This window comes from Roseibium sp. RKSG952 (assembly GCF_009711355.1).
This window is the reverse complement of the sequence record NZ_SMMF01000950.1, coordinates 21,635-38,390: the sequence shown is the minus strand read 5'-3', so window position 1 is coordinate 38,390 and position 16,756 is coordinate 21,635. Positions and strand designations below refer to the sequence as shown.

The window sequence follows — 16,756 nt, the reverse complement described above, 5'->3', positions numbered from 1 at the left end:
CCGGGACCGCGGACCGTTAGCCATGGGCCAGACCTAACGCAAGGACAATGCCAGATGGAAACCCTATCGGAAAATGCATGTTTCGGCGGTGTGCAGGGCGTTTATCGCCATGCTTCGTCGGCCTGCCAATGTGACATGACTTTCGGCCTGTTCCTGCCGCCCGAGGCCAAGGATGGCCCGGTTCCAGTGCTGTGGTACCTGTCCGGGCTGACCTGCACACATGAAAACGCGATGACCAAGGCCGGTGCGCAAAGCTGGGCTGCCGAGCAAGGGATTGCACTGGTGTTTCCCGATACCTCTCCGCGTGGGGCTGATGTGGCAGATCATGATGATTATGATCTTGGCCAGGGTGCCGGTTTTTATGTGAACGCCACGCAGAAGCCATGGGCGCCGCATTTCAATATGTGGGACTACGTGGCAGATGAGCTGCCCACCTTGCTGACCGAGAAGTTCGCCATCGATGGTGAGCGTCAGTCTATCACGGGTCATTCGATGGGTGGTCATGGAGCCCTGACACTCGCCATGAACCTGCCGGGCAGGTTCCGCTCCGTCTCGGCCTTTGCTCCGATCTCGAACCCGACAGGTTCCGATTGGGGCCGCAAGCAGCTGTCTGCCTATCTGGGTGATGACGAGGCTGCATGGGCCAAGCACGATTCAACGCTGATGATGAAGGAAAAAGGTTTTGACGGGCCGATCCTGATCGATACTGGCACCAATGATCAATTTATCGATCTGTTGCGCCCCGAAGCACTCGCGCAGGCCATCGCCGAGCGTCGCCAGCAAGCCACAAATCGTCTGCAGCCGGGCTATGATCATTCCTATTTCTTTGTCTCGACCTTCATGGAAGACCACGTGTCCTTCCACGCAGATGCTCTTTACGGAGACTGATGCATGAGCAAATACGACTATGATCTGATCATCATCGGTTCCGGCCCTTCGGGACGGTCCGCTGCGATTCAGGCGGGTAAACTCAAGCGTCGGGTACTTGTCATTGATCGCAAGGACAAATTGGGCGGTGTTTCGGTACATACAGGTACGATCCCGTCCAAGACCCTGCGTGAGACCGTTCTCAATCTGTCGGGCTGGCGTGAGCGCAGCTTTTACGGCCGGTCCTATCGCGTCAAAGATCAGATCCGAGCAGAGGACCTCAAGGCGCGTCTGCATATGACCCTCGATTATGAGGTCGATGTGCTGGAGCACCAATTCAACCGTAACCACGTGGAGACGCTGGAAGGGCTGGCCAAATTCGTTGGTCCGCACGAGGTTGAGGTGGCTACCGATTCAGGCGAGACGACGCGCCTGACCGGCGCAAAGTTTCTGATCGCCACCGGGACTAAAACCTATCGGCCGGAATATGTTCCCTTCAACGGCAAGACCGTTGTGGATGGTGATGATTTCCTTGAGATGGCGGAAATACCCCGTTCGTTGTGTGTGATTGGTGCGGGCGTGATTGGTGTCGAATATGCGACGATGTTTTCGGCCCTCGATGTCCGGGTGACCCTGATAGAACCACGCGACTCGTTTCTTGATTTCATCGACAACACGATCATCCACGAATTCACGCACCAGATCCGTGAAAATGGCGTGGATTTGCGGCTGGGCTCGGCCGTTGAAAAGATCGAAGACGCAGGAAGTCACGTCGAGATCACATTGGAAAACGGGCGTCACGTTCGGTCTGAGATGCTGCTGTTCGCAGCCGGGCGTATGGGCGCGACCTCGGCTCTCAATCTGGATGCAGTGGGTATTGAGACGGATCACCGGAACCGCATCAGTGTGGATCGGAAGACCTATCAGACCTCGGTGCCGCATATCTATGCAACGGGTGATGTGATCGGCCACCCCTCGCTGGCCTCGACCTCGCTGCAGCAAGGCCGGGTTGCTGCTTGTCACGCCCTTGAGACACCCACTTTGCCCGAGAGCCCCTGGTACCCTTACGGTATCTATTCCGTTCCTGAAATTTCGACCTGCGGTATGTCTGAGGAAGAACTGCAGGAACGTGGCATCCCTTACGAAGTTGGTGTGGCGCGATTCCGCGAAACGTCGCGCGGCCACATCATGGGGTTGGAGCATGGCATGCTGAAAATGCTGTTCTCGTTGAAAACCCGCCGGGTTCTGGGTGTACAGATTGTTGGTGAAGGCGCGACTGAGCTGATCCATATTGCACAGGCGGTGCTGAACCTCAAAGGTACGGTCGATTATTTCGTTCAGAACACCTTCAATTATCCGACATTGGCCGAGGCTTATAAAATCGCCGGATTGGATGCCTTCAACCGGATGCCGATCCCGGACGAATTCAAGGTGCGCAAGAAAGAGGCTAAGCCGGCTGAGATCAAAGTCGAACCCGCCAAGAAAGAGGCGAAGAAAGCGTGACGACCCTATATGTCGATGGTGATGCCTGCCCGGTCAAAGCCGAGGCTGAACGGGTCGCTACGCGACATAAGGTGCCCATGGCTCTGGTCTCGAACGGCGGGTTACGGCCATCCGCGAACCCGCTGGTACAGGTCATCATCGTGGCTGAGGGCGCAGATGAAGCGGACAAGTGGATAGCCGAGCGCTGTGGCCCTGGTGATGTGGTGGTGACATCCGACATACCGTTGGCGGCAAAATGCGTTGAAGCTGGTGCGCGAGTCCTGCGCCCCAATGGCGAGGCATTCACAGCCGCCAACATAGGGCAGCAGCTCGCAATGCGCGATCTGATGGCAGACCTGCGCGCCGCCAATCCGCTGGGTGCGGGCGGTGATGGAAAACCGTTTGGTAAAGCGGACAGGTCACGCTTTCTGGATGCTCTGGAACGGGAAATCCGCGCGGCAATGCGAAGCTGAGGCTCCCGCCAGCGCAGGAGGCATCAATGATGCCCCCTTTTCTGTTGGGCATGGCACCGCCCGGGTAAAGCCCGCGCGGTGCGGTTCCGCCTTGAATATGGCGGCAGAGCTTGCTTCAGTCATCACAATCAAACCCGAGCAGACAGGAATGCCCCATGCCCGTTGAAGCCGTGATTTTTGATATCGGAAATGTTCTGATCGAATGGCAGCCCGAGCGTTACTATGATCGTGTGATTGGAGAAGACCGCCGCCGGGCGATGTTCTCGGAGGTTGACCTGCACGGTATGAACGATCTGGTCGATCAGGGTCATCATTTCACCGACACGATTTACAACTGGGCGGACAAGTACCCGGAATGGCGTGATGAAATCCGTATGTGGCATGACGATTGGATCAAGCTGGCTTCGCCTGAGATTCCGCATTCAGTTCGCTTGCAACGTGCCCTGCGCGAAAAGGGCGTTCCGGTATTTGCCCTGACCAATTTCGGAGTGCAGAATTTTGACTATGCGACGACCGTCTACCCGTTTCTGAATGAGTTTGATCGTCTTTATGTTTCGGGTCGAATGAAGCACGTGAAACCTCATTCTCCTATCTACGAGATGGTTGAGGCGGATTGCGGGCATTCACCTGAAACACTGCTGTTTGCTGATGACCGTATCGACAATATCGAAACGGCCAGAGCGCGTGGCTGGCAGACCCATCTCTTTAATGGGCCACAGGGGTGGGCGGACCGGTTGGTTGCCGAAGGGTTGTTGAGCCCTGAAGAAGCCGCCTGACTCAGGCGGCAACAGGCTCAACCGTACGGTTCTCGCGGATTGGCAGATGGACGATGGCGCTGAAGGCGCCTACCGCTACGCCGATCCACCATACCATGGTGTAATCCCCGTACAGATCATACATCCGACCACCCAGCCAAACGCCGAGGAACCCGCCAATCTGGTGGCTGAGAAATACGAAGCCATAGAGCGTACCCATATAGCGAAGGCCATAAAGATGGGCGACCAGACCGGAGGTTAGCGGAACGGTCGCAAGCCAGAGCGAACCCATGACAATCGAGAATACGATGACCGACATGGGTGTGATCGGCATCATAATGAACGCGGCCGCTGCAATCGTTCGGGCTGTGTAGATGGCGGCCAGCAGATACTTCTTTGGGAAGTGATTGCCTGCCCAGCCCGCCAGCAGAGTGCCCCCGATATTGGCGAGCCCAACCAATGAAATTGCAACTGCACCCAGAGCGGATGTGGTCGTGATGCCCAGTGAGTGTAGAACGCCACCGGGCTGGATCGGACCACACATTTCAGTCACGAAAGCCGGAAAATGCGCGGTGATGAATGCGAGCTGATAGCCACAGCTGAAGAAGCCAAGAAAAATAAGCGCATAGGATGGATCGCGGAACGCCTTGCCCAGTATCTGGCTCATGCTTTCTTCCAGCTCGGCTTTGCTGACCGGCGTAGGTGCACGCATGAAAGGGAGCGTCAAAACAAGTGCGAGGATCGATACGGCAAAGACAACAAAGACCTGCTGCCACGGCAGGAAGGACAGCAGCCATTCCGCCGTTGGTGCGCCGATCACCTGACCGAAACTGCCAGCGGCTGTGACAATCGCCAGAGACATGGATCGGTTCTTGTCCGATGACGCGCGTCCAACCACGGCCAGTACAACGCCAAAACCGGTACCTGCGATGCCAAAGCCAACCAGCCATGCATACATCTGATGGCCAAATGGCGTGACCGACCATGCAGACAGGACCATCCCTGCGGCATAGGTCAATGCGCCCAGAACCACCGCGCGTCTGTCGCCGACCTTTTCGGCGATGGCTGCAAATATTGGCTGCCCGATACCCCAGGCGAGATTTTGAATCGCGATTGCCAGAGAGAAATCGGTTCGCAACCAACCAAACTCATCCGCAATCGGAATCTGAAATACCCCAAAAGAGGCACGCACGGCAAAGCTGACCGTGATGATGATACATCCAACGATCAGAACAGGGTTCAGCAAGCGGGCTGATTGCGGCATGGGGCCTCCGTTACATATCGGGACAGAAATTATCCGGAATGCTGATCGCGTCAATTCAGGAGTTTTGCGGTTACGCTTAACCATTTTTGATGCGTGCCGAAATTGTCTGCTTTTCAAGGCGCTGAGCTAGCGCTATGGCTCGGTTATGACGGATTTGATTTCGCTCTATGAAGCCCGCATTGCAGATGGCACCCTGACGCGGGACGACGCGCAAGAGGCTGTTCTTCCTGAATTCGAACGCATTCGCTCGGCTCTGGCCACACCGGTAAAGCGTGGGTTGTTCCGCAAGCCACCCCCGCCACCAAAAGGGTTGTATTTGTGGGGCGGTGTGGGGCGCGGCAAGTCGATGTTGATGGACATGTTCGTTGAGACGATGGGTGACATCCCTGCCCGGCGTGTTCATTTCCACGCCTTCATGCAGGAAATCCATGCCGGAATGCACAAGGCGCGAGAAGACGGTGTTCAGGACGCGCTTGCACCGGTTGCTGAGAATGTGATCAAAACCGTGCGGTTGCTGGCCTTTGATGAGATGCAGATCACCGATATCACCGATGCGATGATCGTCGGTCGCCTGTTTGATATGCTGCATGATGGCGGTGTCGTGATTGTCACGACCTCGAACCGGCATCCTGATGACCTCTACAAGAACGGTCTGAACCGCCAGCTGTTCCTGCCCTTTATCCATCACATCAAAGAGCAGTTGGTGATATGGGAGCTGACCTCCCCGACCGATTATCGGCAAAACCGTCTGGAGGGATCGCCGGTCTACTTCACCCCAATTGGACCCGAAGCCAGAGAGAAGATCCGGTCTGTCTGGAATGATCTGTCTGGCGGGCCCGCAGAACCGCTCAGCTTGCAGGTCAAGGGCCGTGAAGTGGTGCTGCCGGCATTCAGGAATGGGGTCGCTCGGGCATCGTTCTATGACTTGTGCGGGCGTATGTTGGGTCCGGGCGACTATCTGGCGATCGCAGACGCACTGAAGGTTCTGGTACTTGAAGATGTTCCTCGCCTATCGCGGAACAACTTCAATGAAGCCAAGCGGTTCGTGACGCTGATCGATGCACTGTATGAGGCCAAAGTTCGATTGATCTGTTCCGCCGCCGCAGAGCCGGAAATGCTCTATGTCGAAGGTGAGGGAACTTTTGAGTTTGAACGTACCGCTTCGCGCCTGCGCGAGATGCAGGATAAGGATTGGGGCAAGTAAAGGCACTGCCCAGTCATGGGCAACGCTTCAGAACCCATCCAGCAGGATGCAGTCTATCCGTTTTCGCGCAGAATGTTGCCCGCCAGATAAAGCGAGCCGCAAATCAGAACACGTGCTTGCGGATCCTTGGCAGTGATCGCCGCCAAAGCATCTGCAACACTGTCAGCCGTATCAGAAGGCAAGTTGACTCGGTTTGCGGCAGCGGATGTGTCTTCTGCGCTGAGCGTATTGGCCTCACCCGGAATTGAAACTGCCGTCAGGCTTTCTGCCTGTGCAGCGAGCGGTTCCAGATAACCCGTGACATCTTTGGTGTTCAGCATACCGCAGATCATATGGGTCGGACGTTTGGGCAGTTTTGACAGCACGTCCGCAAGAGCGATCCCGGCAGCCGCGTTGTGACCCCCATCCAACCAAAGCTCAGCCTGAGGGGCCTGCTCAACCAAGGGACCGGTTTTCAGCCGTTGCATCCGGGCCGGCCATTCGGCTTTGCTCACGGCTGCTTCGTAGGCGTCATCACCCAGTTTGAGGTAGCGCAGAACAGCGACAGCTGCGCCTGCGTTCTGGATCTGGTGGGCACCCAACAGGTTGGGAAGCGGCAGATCGCGCAGACCAGTTTCGTCCTGATAAATCAGGCGTCCGTTTTCTTCGTGAACGTGCCAATGTTGACCATGCACAAGCAGCGGTGCACCCAGACGAGCGGCTGTGTACTCGATGACTTCCAGTGCCTCATCCTGCTGTGGCCCGACGATGCATGGAACACCAGGTTTGATGATGCCAGCTTTTTCAGCCGCGATTTTTCCAAGTGTATCGCCCAGAAACTGCTCATGATCGATCGAGATGGGCGTGATGACCGTCATCGCAGGCTGTTCAATGACGTTGGTTGCATCCAGACGTCCGCCCAGACCAACCTCAAGCAACGTGTAATCTGCCTTTGTACGGGCAAAGGCCAGCAACGCTGCGCAGGTTGTGATCTCGAAATAGGTGATGTTCTCACCGCCATTGGCGGCATAGCACTCATCCAGAACTGCAGTCAGGTCGGTTTCGGAAATCAGTTCGCCCGCCAGGCGGATACGTTCATGGAAACGCGCCAGATGCGGTGAGGTATAGGCATGTGCCGACAGACCGGCGCCTTCCAGACCCGCCCGGATCATCGCTTGCGTTGAACCCTTGCCATTGGTCCCGGCAATGTGGATCACCGGTGGCAGCTTGATTTGCGGATTGTCGAGCGCGGCCAGCAAACGCCAGACACGATCCAAGGTCAGGTCAATGATCTTGGGGTGCAGCGCCATCATCCGATCAAGGATGACGTCCGAGGTCTGAGTGGTCATTTCTCGCCTGCGTCTTCAGCAGCGGTCTCGGCCGGGGTTTCTTCGGCTGCGGGTGCAGGCAGATCGCCTTTGACCGCAGGGGACATCCCCATCAGCATTCGGGTGATGGTAATCAGTTCATCCCGCATCTCGGTCCGCTTGGTCACACGGTCCAGCATACCGTGATCCAGCAGATACTCGGCGCGCTGGAAACCTTCGGGCAGTTTTTCACGGATGGTCTGTTCGATCACGCGAGGACCGGCAAAACAGATCAGGGCGTTTGGCTCTGAAATATGAACATCGCCCAGCATCGCATAAGAAGCGGTCACACCACCCGTGGTCGGGTGGGTCAGAACAACGATGTAAGGCAGGTTTGCTTCTTTCAGCATCTCCACCGCAACAGTGGTGCGTGGCATCTGCATCAGGCTGAGGATGCCTTCCTGCATCCGGGCACCGCCTGCGGCAGAAAACAGGATCAGCGGGCGTTTAAGCTTCACCGCCTCTTGCGCAGCCGCGATGATGGCGTTGCCGACATACATGCCCATCGATCCGCCCATGAACGAGAAATCCTGAGCTGCTGCCACAATGGGTGTACGCCCGATTTCACCGGTTGCCACCAGCATCGCCTCTTTTTCGCCCGTCTTTTTCTGGGCTGCTTTCATACGGTCGGGGTATTTCTTCTGGTCGCGAAATTGCAGCGGATCATCTTTGGGGGCCGGAACCGTAACTTCGGTAAATATGCCGCCATCAAACAAATGCTTGAAGCGATCGCGCGGGGTGATCGCCATGTGGTGATCGCACTGGGTGCAGACATTCTGGTTTTCCGCCAATTCACGATGGAACAGCATCGTTCCGCACTCATCGCACTTATGCCATAAGTTTTCAGGCACTTCCCGGCGCGAGAAGATCGAGTTGATCCGGGGGCGGACGTAGTTTGTGATCCAGTTCATGTCGGAACCTTGTTATGCGGCGTTGACGTCAAATAAGACGCAACGGAAGGAAATGCAATCAACGCCTGAGTGCAAGACGTACTGTCAGCCAGCTGACAATCATCACCGCGAAATCAACGATGAGCCATTGTCTGAGAACCCCAGTGTCCGTCATGTCATATGGGAGGTGATAGAGCGCGAGGCCGCTGAGGCTATCTGGCAGTGACACGACCAGAAGAGCCACCGCATTATTAAAGAAATGCAGTGCTATAGCGGGTGCTAATGTCCCTGCCCTTGCAGTCAAATCTGCCGTCAATAGTCCAAATATGAAGGCCCAGACCGCAACCAGCATTGCGTTGTCACCTGCAGCCGCGGGTGCGTAGTGACCAATAGCAAACAGCAAGGACGGAAGACCCATCCAAATCAGCGGAGAACGAAAACGGGCGGCAAGACATTGTTGAAGATAGCCGCGAAACAGAATCTCCTCGGCACTCGTTTGGATGAGAACCACCAGCACTGACAGCGGGAGCAGCGCCAGCCAGGTAAAAAACGCCAGGTTCGGCACCAGAGGAGCGCCGTAGTCGTAGGGTGGTAAAACAAAAATAACCGCGCCCAGAATCAACAAGGCTCGCAAAACGACACGAAATTGCGGAATCGTCGCTGACCACCGGCCGATTACTGAGGTCAGGGTACGGTGCTGCATCCATTTGGCAGCGAGTGTGACACCAAAGGTCACAAATCCAAAACTTGCGAGTAATACCAGCATAGCCAGCGGTGATGAGCCATTCTGCAGGCCTGTCTGCCACCCGCTTGGCCCCAGCCCGGCGGCAAGCCCAAATAAGATCAGGTTCAGAATTGTATAGGTTGCAACAACAATCGTCAGACCGACCAACAGGCGCCAGAGTTCCGGATATGGTCGGGCCTTTGCCACCAGTTGTTCATGGCTGGCATAAGCGCTTATCGATCGCTCATCCTTCATTGACTTGCTCGGTGGTTGCAGTGACTGAATCCGTAGGTATCAGTGTGTTGGATTCCCGCATGATCTCAGCAAGTTCTGTCAGGTATCCCGCCACGGTTTCAAGCAGCTTTACCGCCACCGTTGCATCGCTTTCGACCACGGCACGCAGTTCCTCGGCTCCGATTCTGAGGAACGAACAATCGGTCAACGCGACAAGATCCAGTTGTCTCGGGTCTCCGGTGATGATGGACAGATCACCAATCAGCCGACCCGGTTCGACGATCGAGATGGATCCTTTTTCTCCGTCACCCTGTGTCCAGTTCAGACTGGCCTGACCCGAGATGCAAAGATAGGCGGCGTCCGGGTTTTGACCGCGTGCGAAAATAGTCTGACCTGCCGCAGCATCGTACCATTGGGCTGAAAACGCCAACAGACGCTGGTTTTTTGCGTCGATGCGCGAAAACAGCTCGGTCGAAGATATGATTTTGAGCTTGCGGCTCAGGTCGTCTGAGGTTTCCTCTTCGGTTTCGAGCTGTGTGCGTGAAATACCATCAATGCGGCCATCTTTTACTTCGACAAACAGATCATATGCCTCGGGATGCGCAAAATGATCCTCCATGAAGATCATGATCGAATCCGGCAGTAGCTCGCGCAGTCTGAGGCGGGTTCTCAGGCGGCTCTCGGAATCGTGGCTGGCCAGAGCTTTATCGAGGATCAGAATGTCAGGACGCTTGATCCCCGCACGTGAGAACGCTGCCCGCTCCTGGAACACTGTCGGCAGGTTGTTCCCGCCTAAGCCCGATGGAAGGTCATAGATAATGGCGGCCGCGCGACGTCTCAGGCCGGCTTCGTTCAGGACTTCGGCCACGACCTCTTCAATCTCATCCGCGTGGGCACCGGCCATGATTGAAATCCGGCCATACAGAGCGTTTTCAATGACAGTCAGCCGCGGCACGTAGACGTCAGGTGTGACAGGAATGAACAGCCCGTTAAGAGACGCATGGAGTTTTTCAGCCTGGCTTTTCCGGATTGAGAGGATTTTTTCTTTGTATTCCTCTGGGAAACTCGGACCGATTTGTTCAGCAGTCAGAAGGAAGGGTACTGTCAGCAGCAAAGCACGTTCCTGATCGCTCAGGTCTGCATCCCCTTTGGACTTGCGCCGCTCTTCAATATCCAGAAGCCGGTGGAACATATCTTTGGCCATGCCCAGCCGCAAAAACAACGGGTGATCGGTGCCATCACGCCCAAATGTCTTGTGAAGCGTGTCGAGAACCGCATTCGCGATTCCCATCGCATCATCATCCAGATCATGCGCCTTGAGCATCGCCATAAACCGACCATCACCAGCCAGAATGTCAGGCGAAATATCCCGCGAAGGCGAAGCGAACAACAGGTTTCCACCCAAAGGTACGGCCGGGTTGAACTGGTCCGGATCAAATCGGTAGACGTATTGGTCCAGATCACGCTCTTTCAGCCGCTCGGCAACCGTATTTCGCAACCTTACGATTTCACCTGCCAGATCCGGATGCAGTTCAGGGTTAAATTGCGAGCGCAAAGTGCGCCGGAACATGAACTCGTCAATGCCCATCGCTTCAACCAGCTGGAACCACCAGTCGCGAATTTCGTCAATGTCATCCAGCCCGGCAAGGCCCGGATCAACCCATTCATCCGATAGCGAGTCCGGTGGATTACCCGCACGAACGGCCTCGATCTGGCGTCGCGTGGGGGCTTTGATTGCATCGCTTTCGTGCTGCGGGTGGGTGCGAAGCGGCATCATCAGGTTATCGCCCAATGTGCCGTCGAACAGATAGGGTCTGGAATATGCGTAGCCGATCCGCGCAGCGATCACCGCCTGATGCAATTCTCTGAGATTATGCCCGGCTAAAACGACTTGGCCCTGAGTTGGCAAAAGCTCACGGGTCAGCAACTGAGCCAGTGCATTGCGTTCCGCAGCGTGGGTCGACTGAATCGCGACGCGCGCACCGCTGGGTATGGTCAGGTCGATATCTTCCAGAACGGTCTTGCCGTCATCGTCGCGGACAGTCACATTCCGCAGCTCAATATCGCCTTTCAGGTGTGGGATCGTCTCGGGCTCATTCTCGAACAGATCTTCGGGGATCATGTTGGATGGGGCAAAACGCTCGGTCACGATCTGCCAGCGCAGGGACATGTCCTGTACCTGGTTGTAATAGGTCAGCAGATCTTTCCAGGGCCCGCTCAGGTCCTTATAGGCTCCAAGTGCGGCGACCAGCGCACCGACCGTTACCTCACCTGTGATCGCCAGATAGCCGCCGACCGAATAAAACAGAAACGGCGTCATCTGAGTGATCAGATTGTTGAGGAACTTCATAAAGAACTTCTTGTTGTAGATCCGGAACCGAATCTCGAACAAAGTCCCTAGCCGATGGCTGAATTGCGCCAGACGATACCGCCAGCCACCGTTTGTGCGCAGATCACTGATCCCGGCCGCGCTTTCACCAATTTCCGAACTAAGCTGGCGAACTTCCTGAATACGTTCCTTGTTCAGCAGGTTAATTTGCCGCTGCAGCTTGGGGATCAGCCAAGCTTGTAACGGGATCAGCGCGATACTGGCCAGCCCGAACCAAACGCTCTGCATGAACAGGAAGGTGACGATGGTCATCATCTGTCCGAACTGAAACACCGGCTGTGCAATGGCATCACCCATGAGCCCGCCCATCGGTTCGGCCTCGGACGTGATCATCGACACCAGCTCACCCTGGCTGGTGGTGGCAAAATATGACTTTGGAAACCGCATGGACCGGCTGATCAGCGTGAATCGCAACCGGCGCAGCATCCGTTCGGCCAGAATGCCCTTCATCGTATTGATGCGCATCTTCATCAGGCCGCTGGCAATCACCGTTGCCAGAAATGCGAAACACAAGACCAGCAGATACTGTATCTGGGTGACCGTTATGCCAAATTTGGTGACGGTATCTCCCGGTGCACCGATTGCGTCGTTGATAATCTGCTTGGGCAGTTCAAGCGAGGCGTACAGAAACGGAAACGACAACACAGTCAGCAGCAGCAGGACTAATTGCTGCTTTTTTGAGTGTTTCCAGATGAACGCGAATAGAGTGGGTTCCATACCCCGGCCTCGCCATGAACTTGAGTGATCTTCGGCACGTTGCGGGGGATCCACTGCGACCGGGTGCCTGACGGTAAGCTCTGGGTTCGACTATTTCAAGAATGGCAGAAGCTACAAATTTCGAATAAGAGCTCTGCCTCTGGTCGTGACCTTATCAAATCACAAAATTCTGAAGTCGGAGTCGAAACATGGGTTTATCCCACCCGTTCTCTTTGGCTAAACAGATGCAGTTTCAAACGTTGGAGCCATGGGCAAGATTCTGGATCAATATGTGAGCCGCAAGGTATTGGGGCGTTGGCGCAAAGCAGCGCAGTCGGCGCCATTTACCGCGCTGCATTTGTTGCGACGGCAGAGAGATGAAGCCCGTCAATTCAGATTGCATCTGGAGCGGTTGATCCAAGTTGCCGATGGGAGGCTAACCCGCCCCCTGATCGGATCGACGAGTTTTCCCAAGCCGCTCGGTACCGACTGGGCGTGGCGACCAGATCTATGGCGCGGACCTTTGGCAAAGCATGGCCACGCATCACTTTCGCGCAAAACGTCAATGGATAAGCAGGTTACCCTGTTTCATGACTGCGATCTTGGCGAAATCGCCATCCGGCAAACCCGAAACACTGCGGACAAGGATCTGGCACCTTTCAGTCTTGCACTGGAGATTTTTGAGTTCACCGGTTCGTTCCTGTCTCTGTCCATTGAATTGCCTGCCGAAGCCACTTTTGGCCTTACGCGGCAGCATCTGATACGCGCCAGTGCCCAGATCGAGTGTGAAAGACCCACAGGCATGTTCGCACGCCTCAACATTCAGCACGGGCCCAACACTGAACAAGTTCTACGTGAACTGAGCTACTCTGATTCTTCTATGTCGGTAGATTTCGATCTGGCTCATCTCCATCTGAATGAACGCCGGGTCGAGAAAATCTGGTTGGATCTCATCATAAACGATCCAAGAATGAACCGGATCGTTCTGCGCGACCTGACACTGTGTCGCCATCATCGGGCTGATTTGTGAGGGTTCAATAAATGACACAAACGAATTTGACCCCTATTCGCTTTGAAAATGCGATCTGGGAAGGGCATCTGGCCTCGGAAGATACGCCTGAGATAGAAGTTCGCTATCGGGATCAAACCTTGCCGGATGTTGAATTGGTAGAGGCCGAAGGTGGATGGACGCTGCGCGTCCCGGTCCCCTCGAGCCTGTTATCCGAAGGTGTACATAGTGTTGTTATTTGGGATCAGCGTTCCAACCATAAGCTAGGTGATTTCACAGTTATATCTGGCTCACCTGTCGCAGAAGACATGCGAGCTGAGTTGGCCCTATTGCGTGCTGAACTGGATATGTTGAAACGCGCGTTTCGCCGGCTTCACGGTGGAAACAACCTCTGATCCGGGTTGGGCATGACACTAGGTAGAAAGCGGTAATTGACCTATTTTTCTATCTTTTTAGCCGGAACAATGCATCATAACGGGCATCCAGCACATTTCGGGTGACCCCATGGAACGCAGCAGCATTGTAAAGGTCATCGCCCTGATGGTGACTGCCTTTGGTATCGGTATCGATTTCACGGGCGCGCTTATGCTGGTTCCGGCCATCGAAAACACATTCGACGCAGACATCACCAGCACGCAGTGGGTTTTGAACATTTACGCCCTGTTCTTTGCCATGACCATGGTTGCTGGTGGTCGGTTGGGTGACATGTTCGGACATCGGAAGATGATGATCATCGGTCTTTCGATATTCCTGTTTTCGTCCATTATGTGTTTTGTTGCGCCCAGTCTGGATTTTCTGGTTGGGGCACGTGCACTGCAAGGAATCGGTGCTGGGTGCGTCTGGCCCTGCACCTTGGCCTTTGGTGCAACAAAAGTATCCCGAGAGGAACACCGCGCCATGGTCATGGGGTTGATCCTTGCGGGTGTTACCACCGGAAACGTCTTTGGGCCGATGATCAGCGGGTTTGTCGTCAATCTCGGAGATTGGCGCCTGTTCTTCCTGGCCAACGTTGTGTTTTCGTGCATTTCGATGGCGACCGCCCTTATACTTATGGAGCGCGAGAAGACCCACAAACAAGGTGAACACATCGACTTTGCCGGAATGGGCATCCTGTCTTTTGCGGTTTTGCTGTTGCTTTATGGGCTGGATGTGGGCGCGGACTGGGGCTGGACTTCGGTTCCGCTGCTTTTGTTGTTTTTCGTAAGTGCCGTGCTGTTCCTGCTGTTCCCGAGGGTCGAAAAACGGGTGAAGGAACCGCTGCTGCTGCCCCAAATGATGCAGAACCGAGAATTTCTGATCACCCTTGGTCTGAATATGTTCAATGTGTCAGCTGCCTTTGTTGGCCTGCTGTACTTCCCCCAATACATGCAAAAGGTTCTGGGCTGGTCGGTTTTTCAATCTGCGCTTGGATTGGCTCCACTTACGGTATTGCTGGCGGTCGGGTCGATTATTTCTGGCACTCTCTACAACGATTTTGGCCCCAAGCGGTTGTTGTTTTGGGGCTATATGTGCGCAACTCTCGGAGCGGCCAGCGTGGTGATCTTGCCTGCAGGGTTAGGGTATTTTCAGATATTGCCCGGAATGGCGATGATTGGCCTGGGTGCGACGCTTACCGTTGGTCCTTCCGGGACTGCAGCAGTGTGTGCCGTCAAGCCTGAGCGCGCGGGCTTGGTTGGCGGCCTCAGCTTCATGACTCATCTGGTCTATGGTGCCATTTCTGTCGCCTGTGCGACTGCGATTATGTATGTCACCAGTCTTTCATCACTGCGCGAACGACTGAGTGCCGCGGGCATTAGCATGTCCGAGGCTGACCAACGCGCGATCAATGGGGGCACACTTTCGACAGCTTCTGCTCAGGACGTTTTAAACAAGCTCAGTACCACTGAGGCAGAACAGGTTCGAAACGCGATAAATGCAGCCTTCGACAGCGGTATGAATATGGCGTTTATCTTTGCGACTGTATCCGTATCTATCGGCGTTTTACTGGCCCTGATGCTGGACGAAAACAAACTGCACAAAGTCGAAAGCTGACCTGGAAATGAAAAGGGCCGCGACAGTGGCGCGGCCCTTTTTGTCTTACTGCGATGGCCCGTTCGGGTTGAAGGCGGACAGACCTTTTAGAATATCGATGGCGTAAGCCAGCTGATAATCCTCTTCCCGCAGTTCAGCCGTTGCTTCGGCCTTGGCACGGTCTTCTTCGATCTGACGAATTTCGTCTTCACTCAGGCTGTCATTGTTCAGGCTGCCGCGCAGATCGGCCTCAGAGCGCGAGAACGTGTTGGTCTCTTCCTCTTCGGTTTCCGGCGTCGGGCGCGGCTGCTCAACGATGATGTCGGGGCTGACACCAAGCGCCTGGATCGAGCGACCCGAAGGGGTGTAATAGCGCGAGGTCGTCAGGCGCATTGCTCCATCACCACGCAGAGGCATGACAGTCTGCACCGATCCCTTGCCGAAGCTCTTGGTGCCGACAACAATCGCGCGGTGGTGATCCTGCAGAGCACCGGCAACAATCTCGGACGCTGACGCAGAACCGCCGTTGATCAGAACCACAATCGGTTTGCCTTCGGCGAGGTCACCTGGTGTCGCGTTGAAACGCTCACCCTCTTCGGGGTTGCGGCCACGGGTCGAGACGATTTCGCCTTCGTTCAGAAACGCGTCAGACACCTTGATTGCCTGTGTCAGCAAACCGCCAGGGTTGTTACGCAGGTCCAGAACGAAACCGTTGACTTTGTCGATGCCACCAGCTTCTTCAATTTGCTCTTCCAGCCCGGCCTGAAGGTTCGGATAGGTCTGATCGTTGAAGGTGGTCACGCGCAGAACAACGCTGGTGCCTTCGGTACGGGCGCGCACCGCGGTCAGCTTAATCGTGTCACGGATGATGGTGACATCGAATGGCTCCTGCTCGCCTTCACGAACCACTGTGATGACGATTTCGGACCCAACCGGCCCGCGCATCAGGTCAACCGCTTTATCAAGCGTCAGGCCAAGAATGCTCTCACCATCGACATGGGTGATGAAATCGCCGGCTTCGATCCCGGCCTCATCCGCTGGTGTGTCGTCAATGGGCGAAACCACTTTGACGAAACCTTCTTCCTGCGTGACCTCGATGCCCAGACCACCGAACTCTCCGCGAGTCTGAACGCGCATCTGCTCAGCGTCATCAGGCGACAAGTAGCTGGAGTGTGGGTCAAGCGAAGTCAGCATGCCATCGATTGCCGCTTCGATCAGTTCGTCAGATTCGACTTCTTCGACATATTGTGCACGGATCCGTTCAAAGATGTCACCGAACAGGTCCAGTTGCTCATAGACACTGGCCTTGTTTTCAGCCTCTTGCGCCAGCAGCGGTCCGGCGATTTGTGTCGTTGCAACAATCCCTGCCACGGTTCCGGCCAGACCGGCCATAATAAATTTCTTCATACTCGT

At 55.3% G+C, this 16,756-nt stretch carries 14 protein-coding genes; 8 read left to right on the top strand and 6 right to left on the bottom strand.

Going from position 1 to position 16,756, the window contains the following annotated elements; all coding sequences use genetic code 11:
- Positions 1-54 precede the first annotated feature (54 nt).
- The 4 genes from fghA (at position 55) to E1297_RS32975 (ending at position 3,598) form a co-directional block, all read left to right on the top strand.
- Entirely contained in the window at positions 55-888 is an 834-nt protein-coding gene (gene fghA / locus E1297_RS32990; protein WP_155145586.1) for an S-formylglutathione hydrolase, read from the top strand.
- Positions 889-891: 3 nt separating this feature from the next.
- On the top strand, positions 892-2,370 hold the full coding sequence (sthA, locus tag E1297_RS32985; RefSeq protein WP_155145584.1) for a Si-specific NAD(P)(+) transhydrogenase: 1,479 nt from the start codon (positions 892-894) through the stop codon (positions 2,368-2,370).
- Positions 2,367-2,822, top strand: coding sequence for a YaiI/YqxD family protein (locus E1297_RS32980; RefSeq protein ID WP_368669770.1), 456 nt, complete (start codon positions 2,367-2,369; stop codon positions 2,820-2,822). The genes sthA and E1297_RS32980 overlap by 4 nt, the downstream gene beginning before the upstream one ends.
- 155 nt (positions 2,823-2,977) lie before the next feature.
- Positions 2,978-3,598 carry an HAD family phosphatase gene (locus E1297_RS32975; RefSeq protein WP_155145582.1) on the top strand — a complete coding sequence of 207 codons (621 nt, stop codon included), beginning with the start codon at positions 2,978-2,980 and terminating at the stop codon, positions 3,596-3,598.
- Position 3,599: 1 nt separating this feature from the next.
- Here E1297_RS32975 and E1297_RS32970 read toward each other — a convergent pair whose 3' ends face one another.
- Positions 3,600-4,841: an MFS transporter gene (locus E1297_RS32970; protein WP_155145580.1), complete on the bottom strand. Its 1,242-nt coding sequence runs from the start codon at positions 4,839-4,841 to the stop codon at positions 3,600-3,602.
- 145 nt (positions 4,842-4,986) lie between these two features.
- On the opposite strand from E1297_RS32970, the gene zapE reads away from it, so the two are divergent.
- Positions 4,987-6,045: a cell division protein ZapE gene (zapE, locus tag E1297_RS32965; protein ID WP_155145578.1), complete on the top strand. Its 1,059-nt coding sequence runs from the start codon at positions 4,987-4,989 to the stop codon at positions 6,043-6,045.
- Between the two features lie 53 nt (positions 6,046-6,098).
- Here zapE and E1297_RS32960 read toward each other — a convergent pair whose 3' ends face one another.
- Genes E1297_RS32960 through E1297_RS32945 form a run of 4 tightly spaced genes read right to left on the bottom strand, consistent with a single transcriptional unit; the run spans position 6,099 to position 12,345 of the window.
- Positions 6,099-7,373 (bottom strand): folylpolyglutamate synthase/dihydrofolate synthase family protein, encoded by a 1,275-nt coding sequence (locus E1297_RS32960; RefSeq protein ID WP_155145576.1) that lies wholly within the window; start codon positions 7,371-7,373, stop codon positions 6,099-6,101.
- Positions 7,370-8,302 carry an acetyl-CoA carboxylase, carboxyltransferase subunit beta gene (gene accD / locus E1297_RS32955; RefSeq protein WP_155145574.1) on the bottom strand — a complete coding sequence of 311 codons (933 nt, stop codon included), beginning with the start codon at positions 8,300-8,302 and terminating at the stop codon, positions 7,370-7,372. The genes E1297_RS32960 and accD overlap by 4 nt, the downstream gene beginning before the upstream one ends.
- 58 nt (positions 8,303-8,360) lie before the next feature.
- Positions 8,361-9,260 carry a CPBP family intramembrane glutamic endopeptidase gene (locus tag E1297_RS32950; RefSeq protein WP_155145573.1) on the bottom strand — a complete coding sequence of 300 codons (900 nt, stop codon included), beginning with the start codon at positions 9,258-9,260 and terminating at the stop codon, positions 8,361-8,363.
- The gene (locus E1297_RS32945; RefSeq protein WP_155145571.1) at positions 9,250-12,345 is read right to left on the bottom strand and encodes an ABC transporter transmembrane domain-containing protein; all 3,096 of its coding nucleotides are present in this window, start codon (positions 12,343-12,345) and stop codon (positions 9,250-9,252) included. The genes E1297_RS32950 and E1297_RS32945 overlap by 11 nt, the downstream gene beginning before the upstream one ends.
- 247 nt (positions 12,346-12,592) lie before the next feature.
- On the opposite strand from E1297_RS32945, the gene E1297_RS32940 reads away from it, so the two are divergent.
- The 3 genes from E1297_RS32940 to E1297_RS32930 all read left to right on the top strand — a co-directional run bounded on the left by E1297_RS32940 (position 12,593) and on the right by E1297_RS32930 (position 15,364).
- Positions 12,593-13,354: a DUF6478 family protein gene (locus tag E1297_RS32940; protein WP_155145569.1), complete on the top strand. Its 762-nt coding sequence runs from the start codon at positions 12,593-12,595 to the stop codon at positions 13,352-13,354.
- A gap of 11 nt (positions 13,355-13,365) precedes the next feature.
- On the top strand, positions 13,366-13,728 hold the full coding sequence (locus E1297_RS32935; protein ID WP_155145566.1) for a hypothetical protein: 363 nt from the start codon (positions 13,366-13,368) through the stop codon (positions 13,726-13,728).
- 109 nt (positions 13,729-13,837) lie between these two features.
- Positions 13,838-15,364, top strand: a complete 1,527-nt coding sequence (locus E1297_RS32930; protein ID WP_155145564.1) for an MFS transporter — start codon at positions 13,838-13,840, stop codon at positions 15,362-15,364.
- A gap of 45 nt (positions 15,365-15,409) precedes the next feature.
- Here the strand turns inward: E1297_RS32930 and E1297_RS32925 are convergent, their stop codons facing one another.
- Positions 15,410-16,750, bottom strand: a complete 1,341-nt coding sequence (locus tag E1297_RS32925; RefSeq protein ID WP_155145562.1) for a S41 family peptidase — start codon at positions 16,748-16,750, stop codon at positions 15,410-15,412.
- Positions 16,751-16,756: the final 6 nt, after the last annotated feature.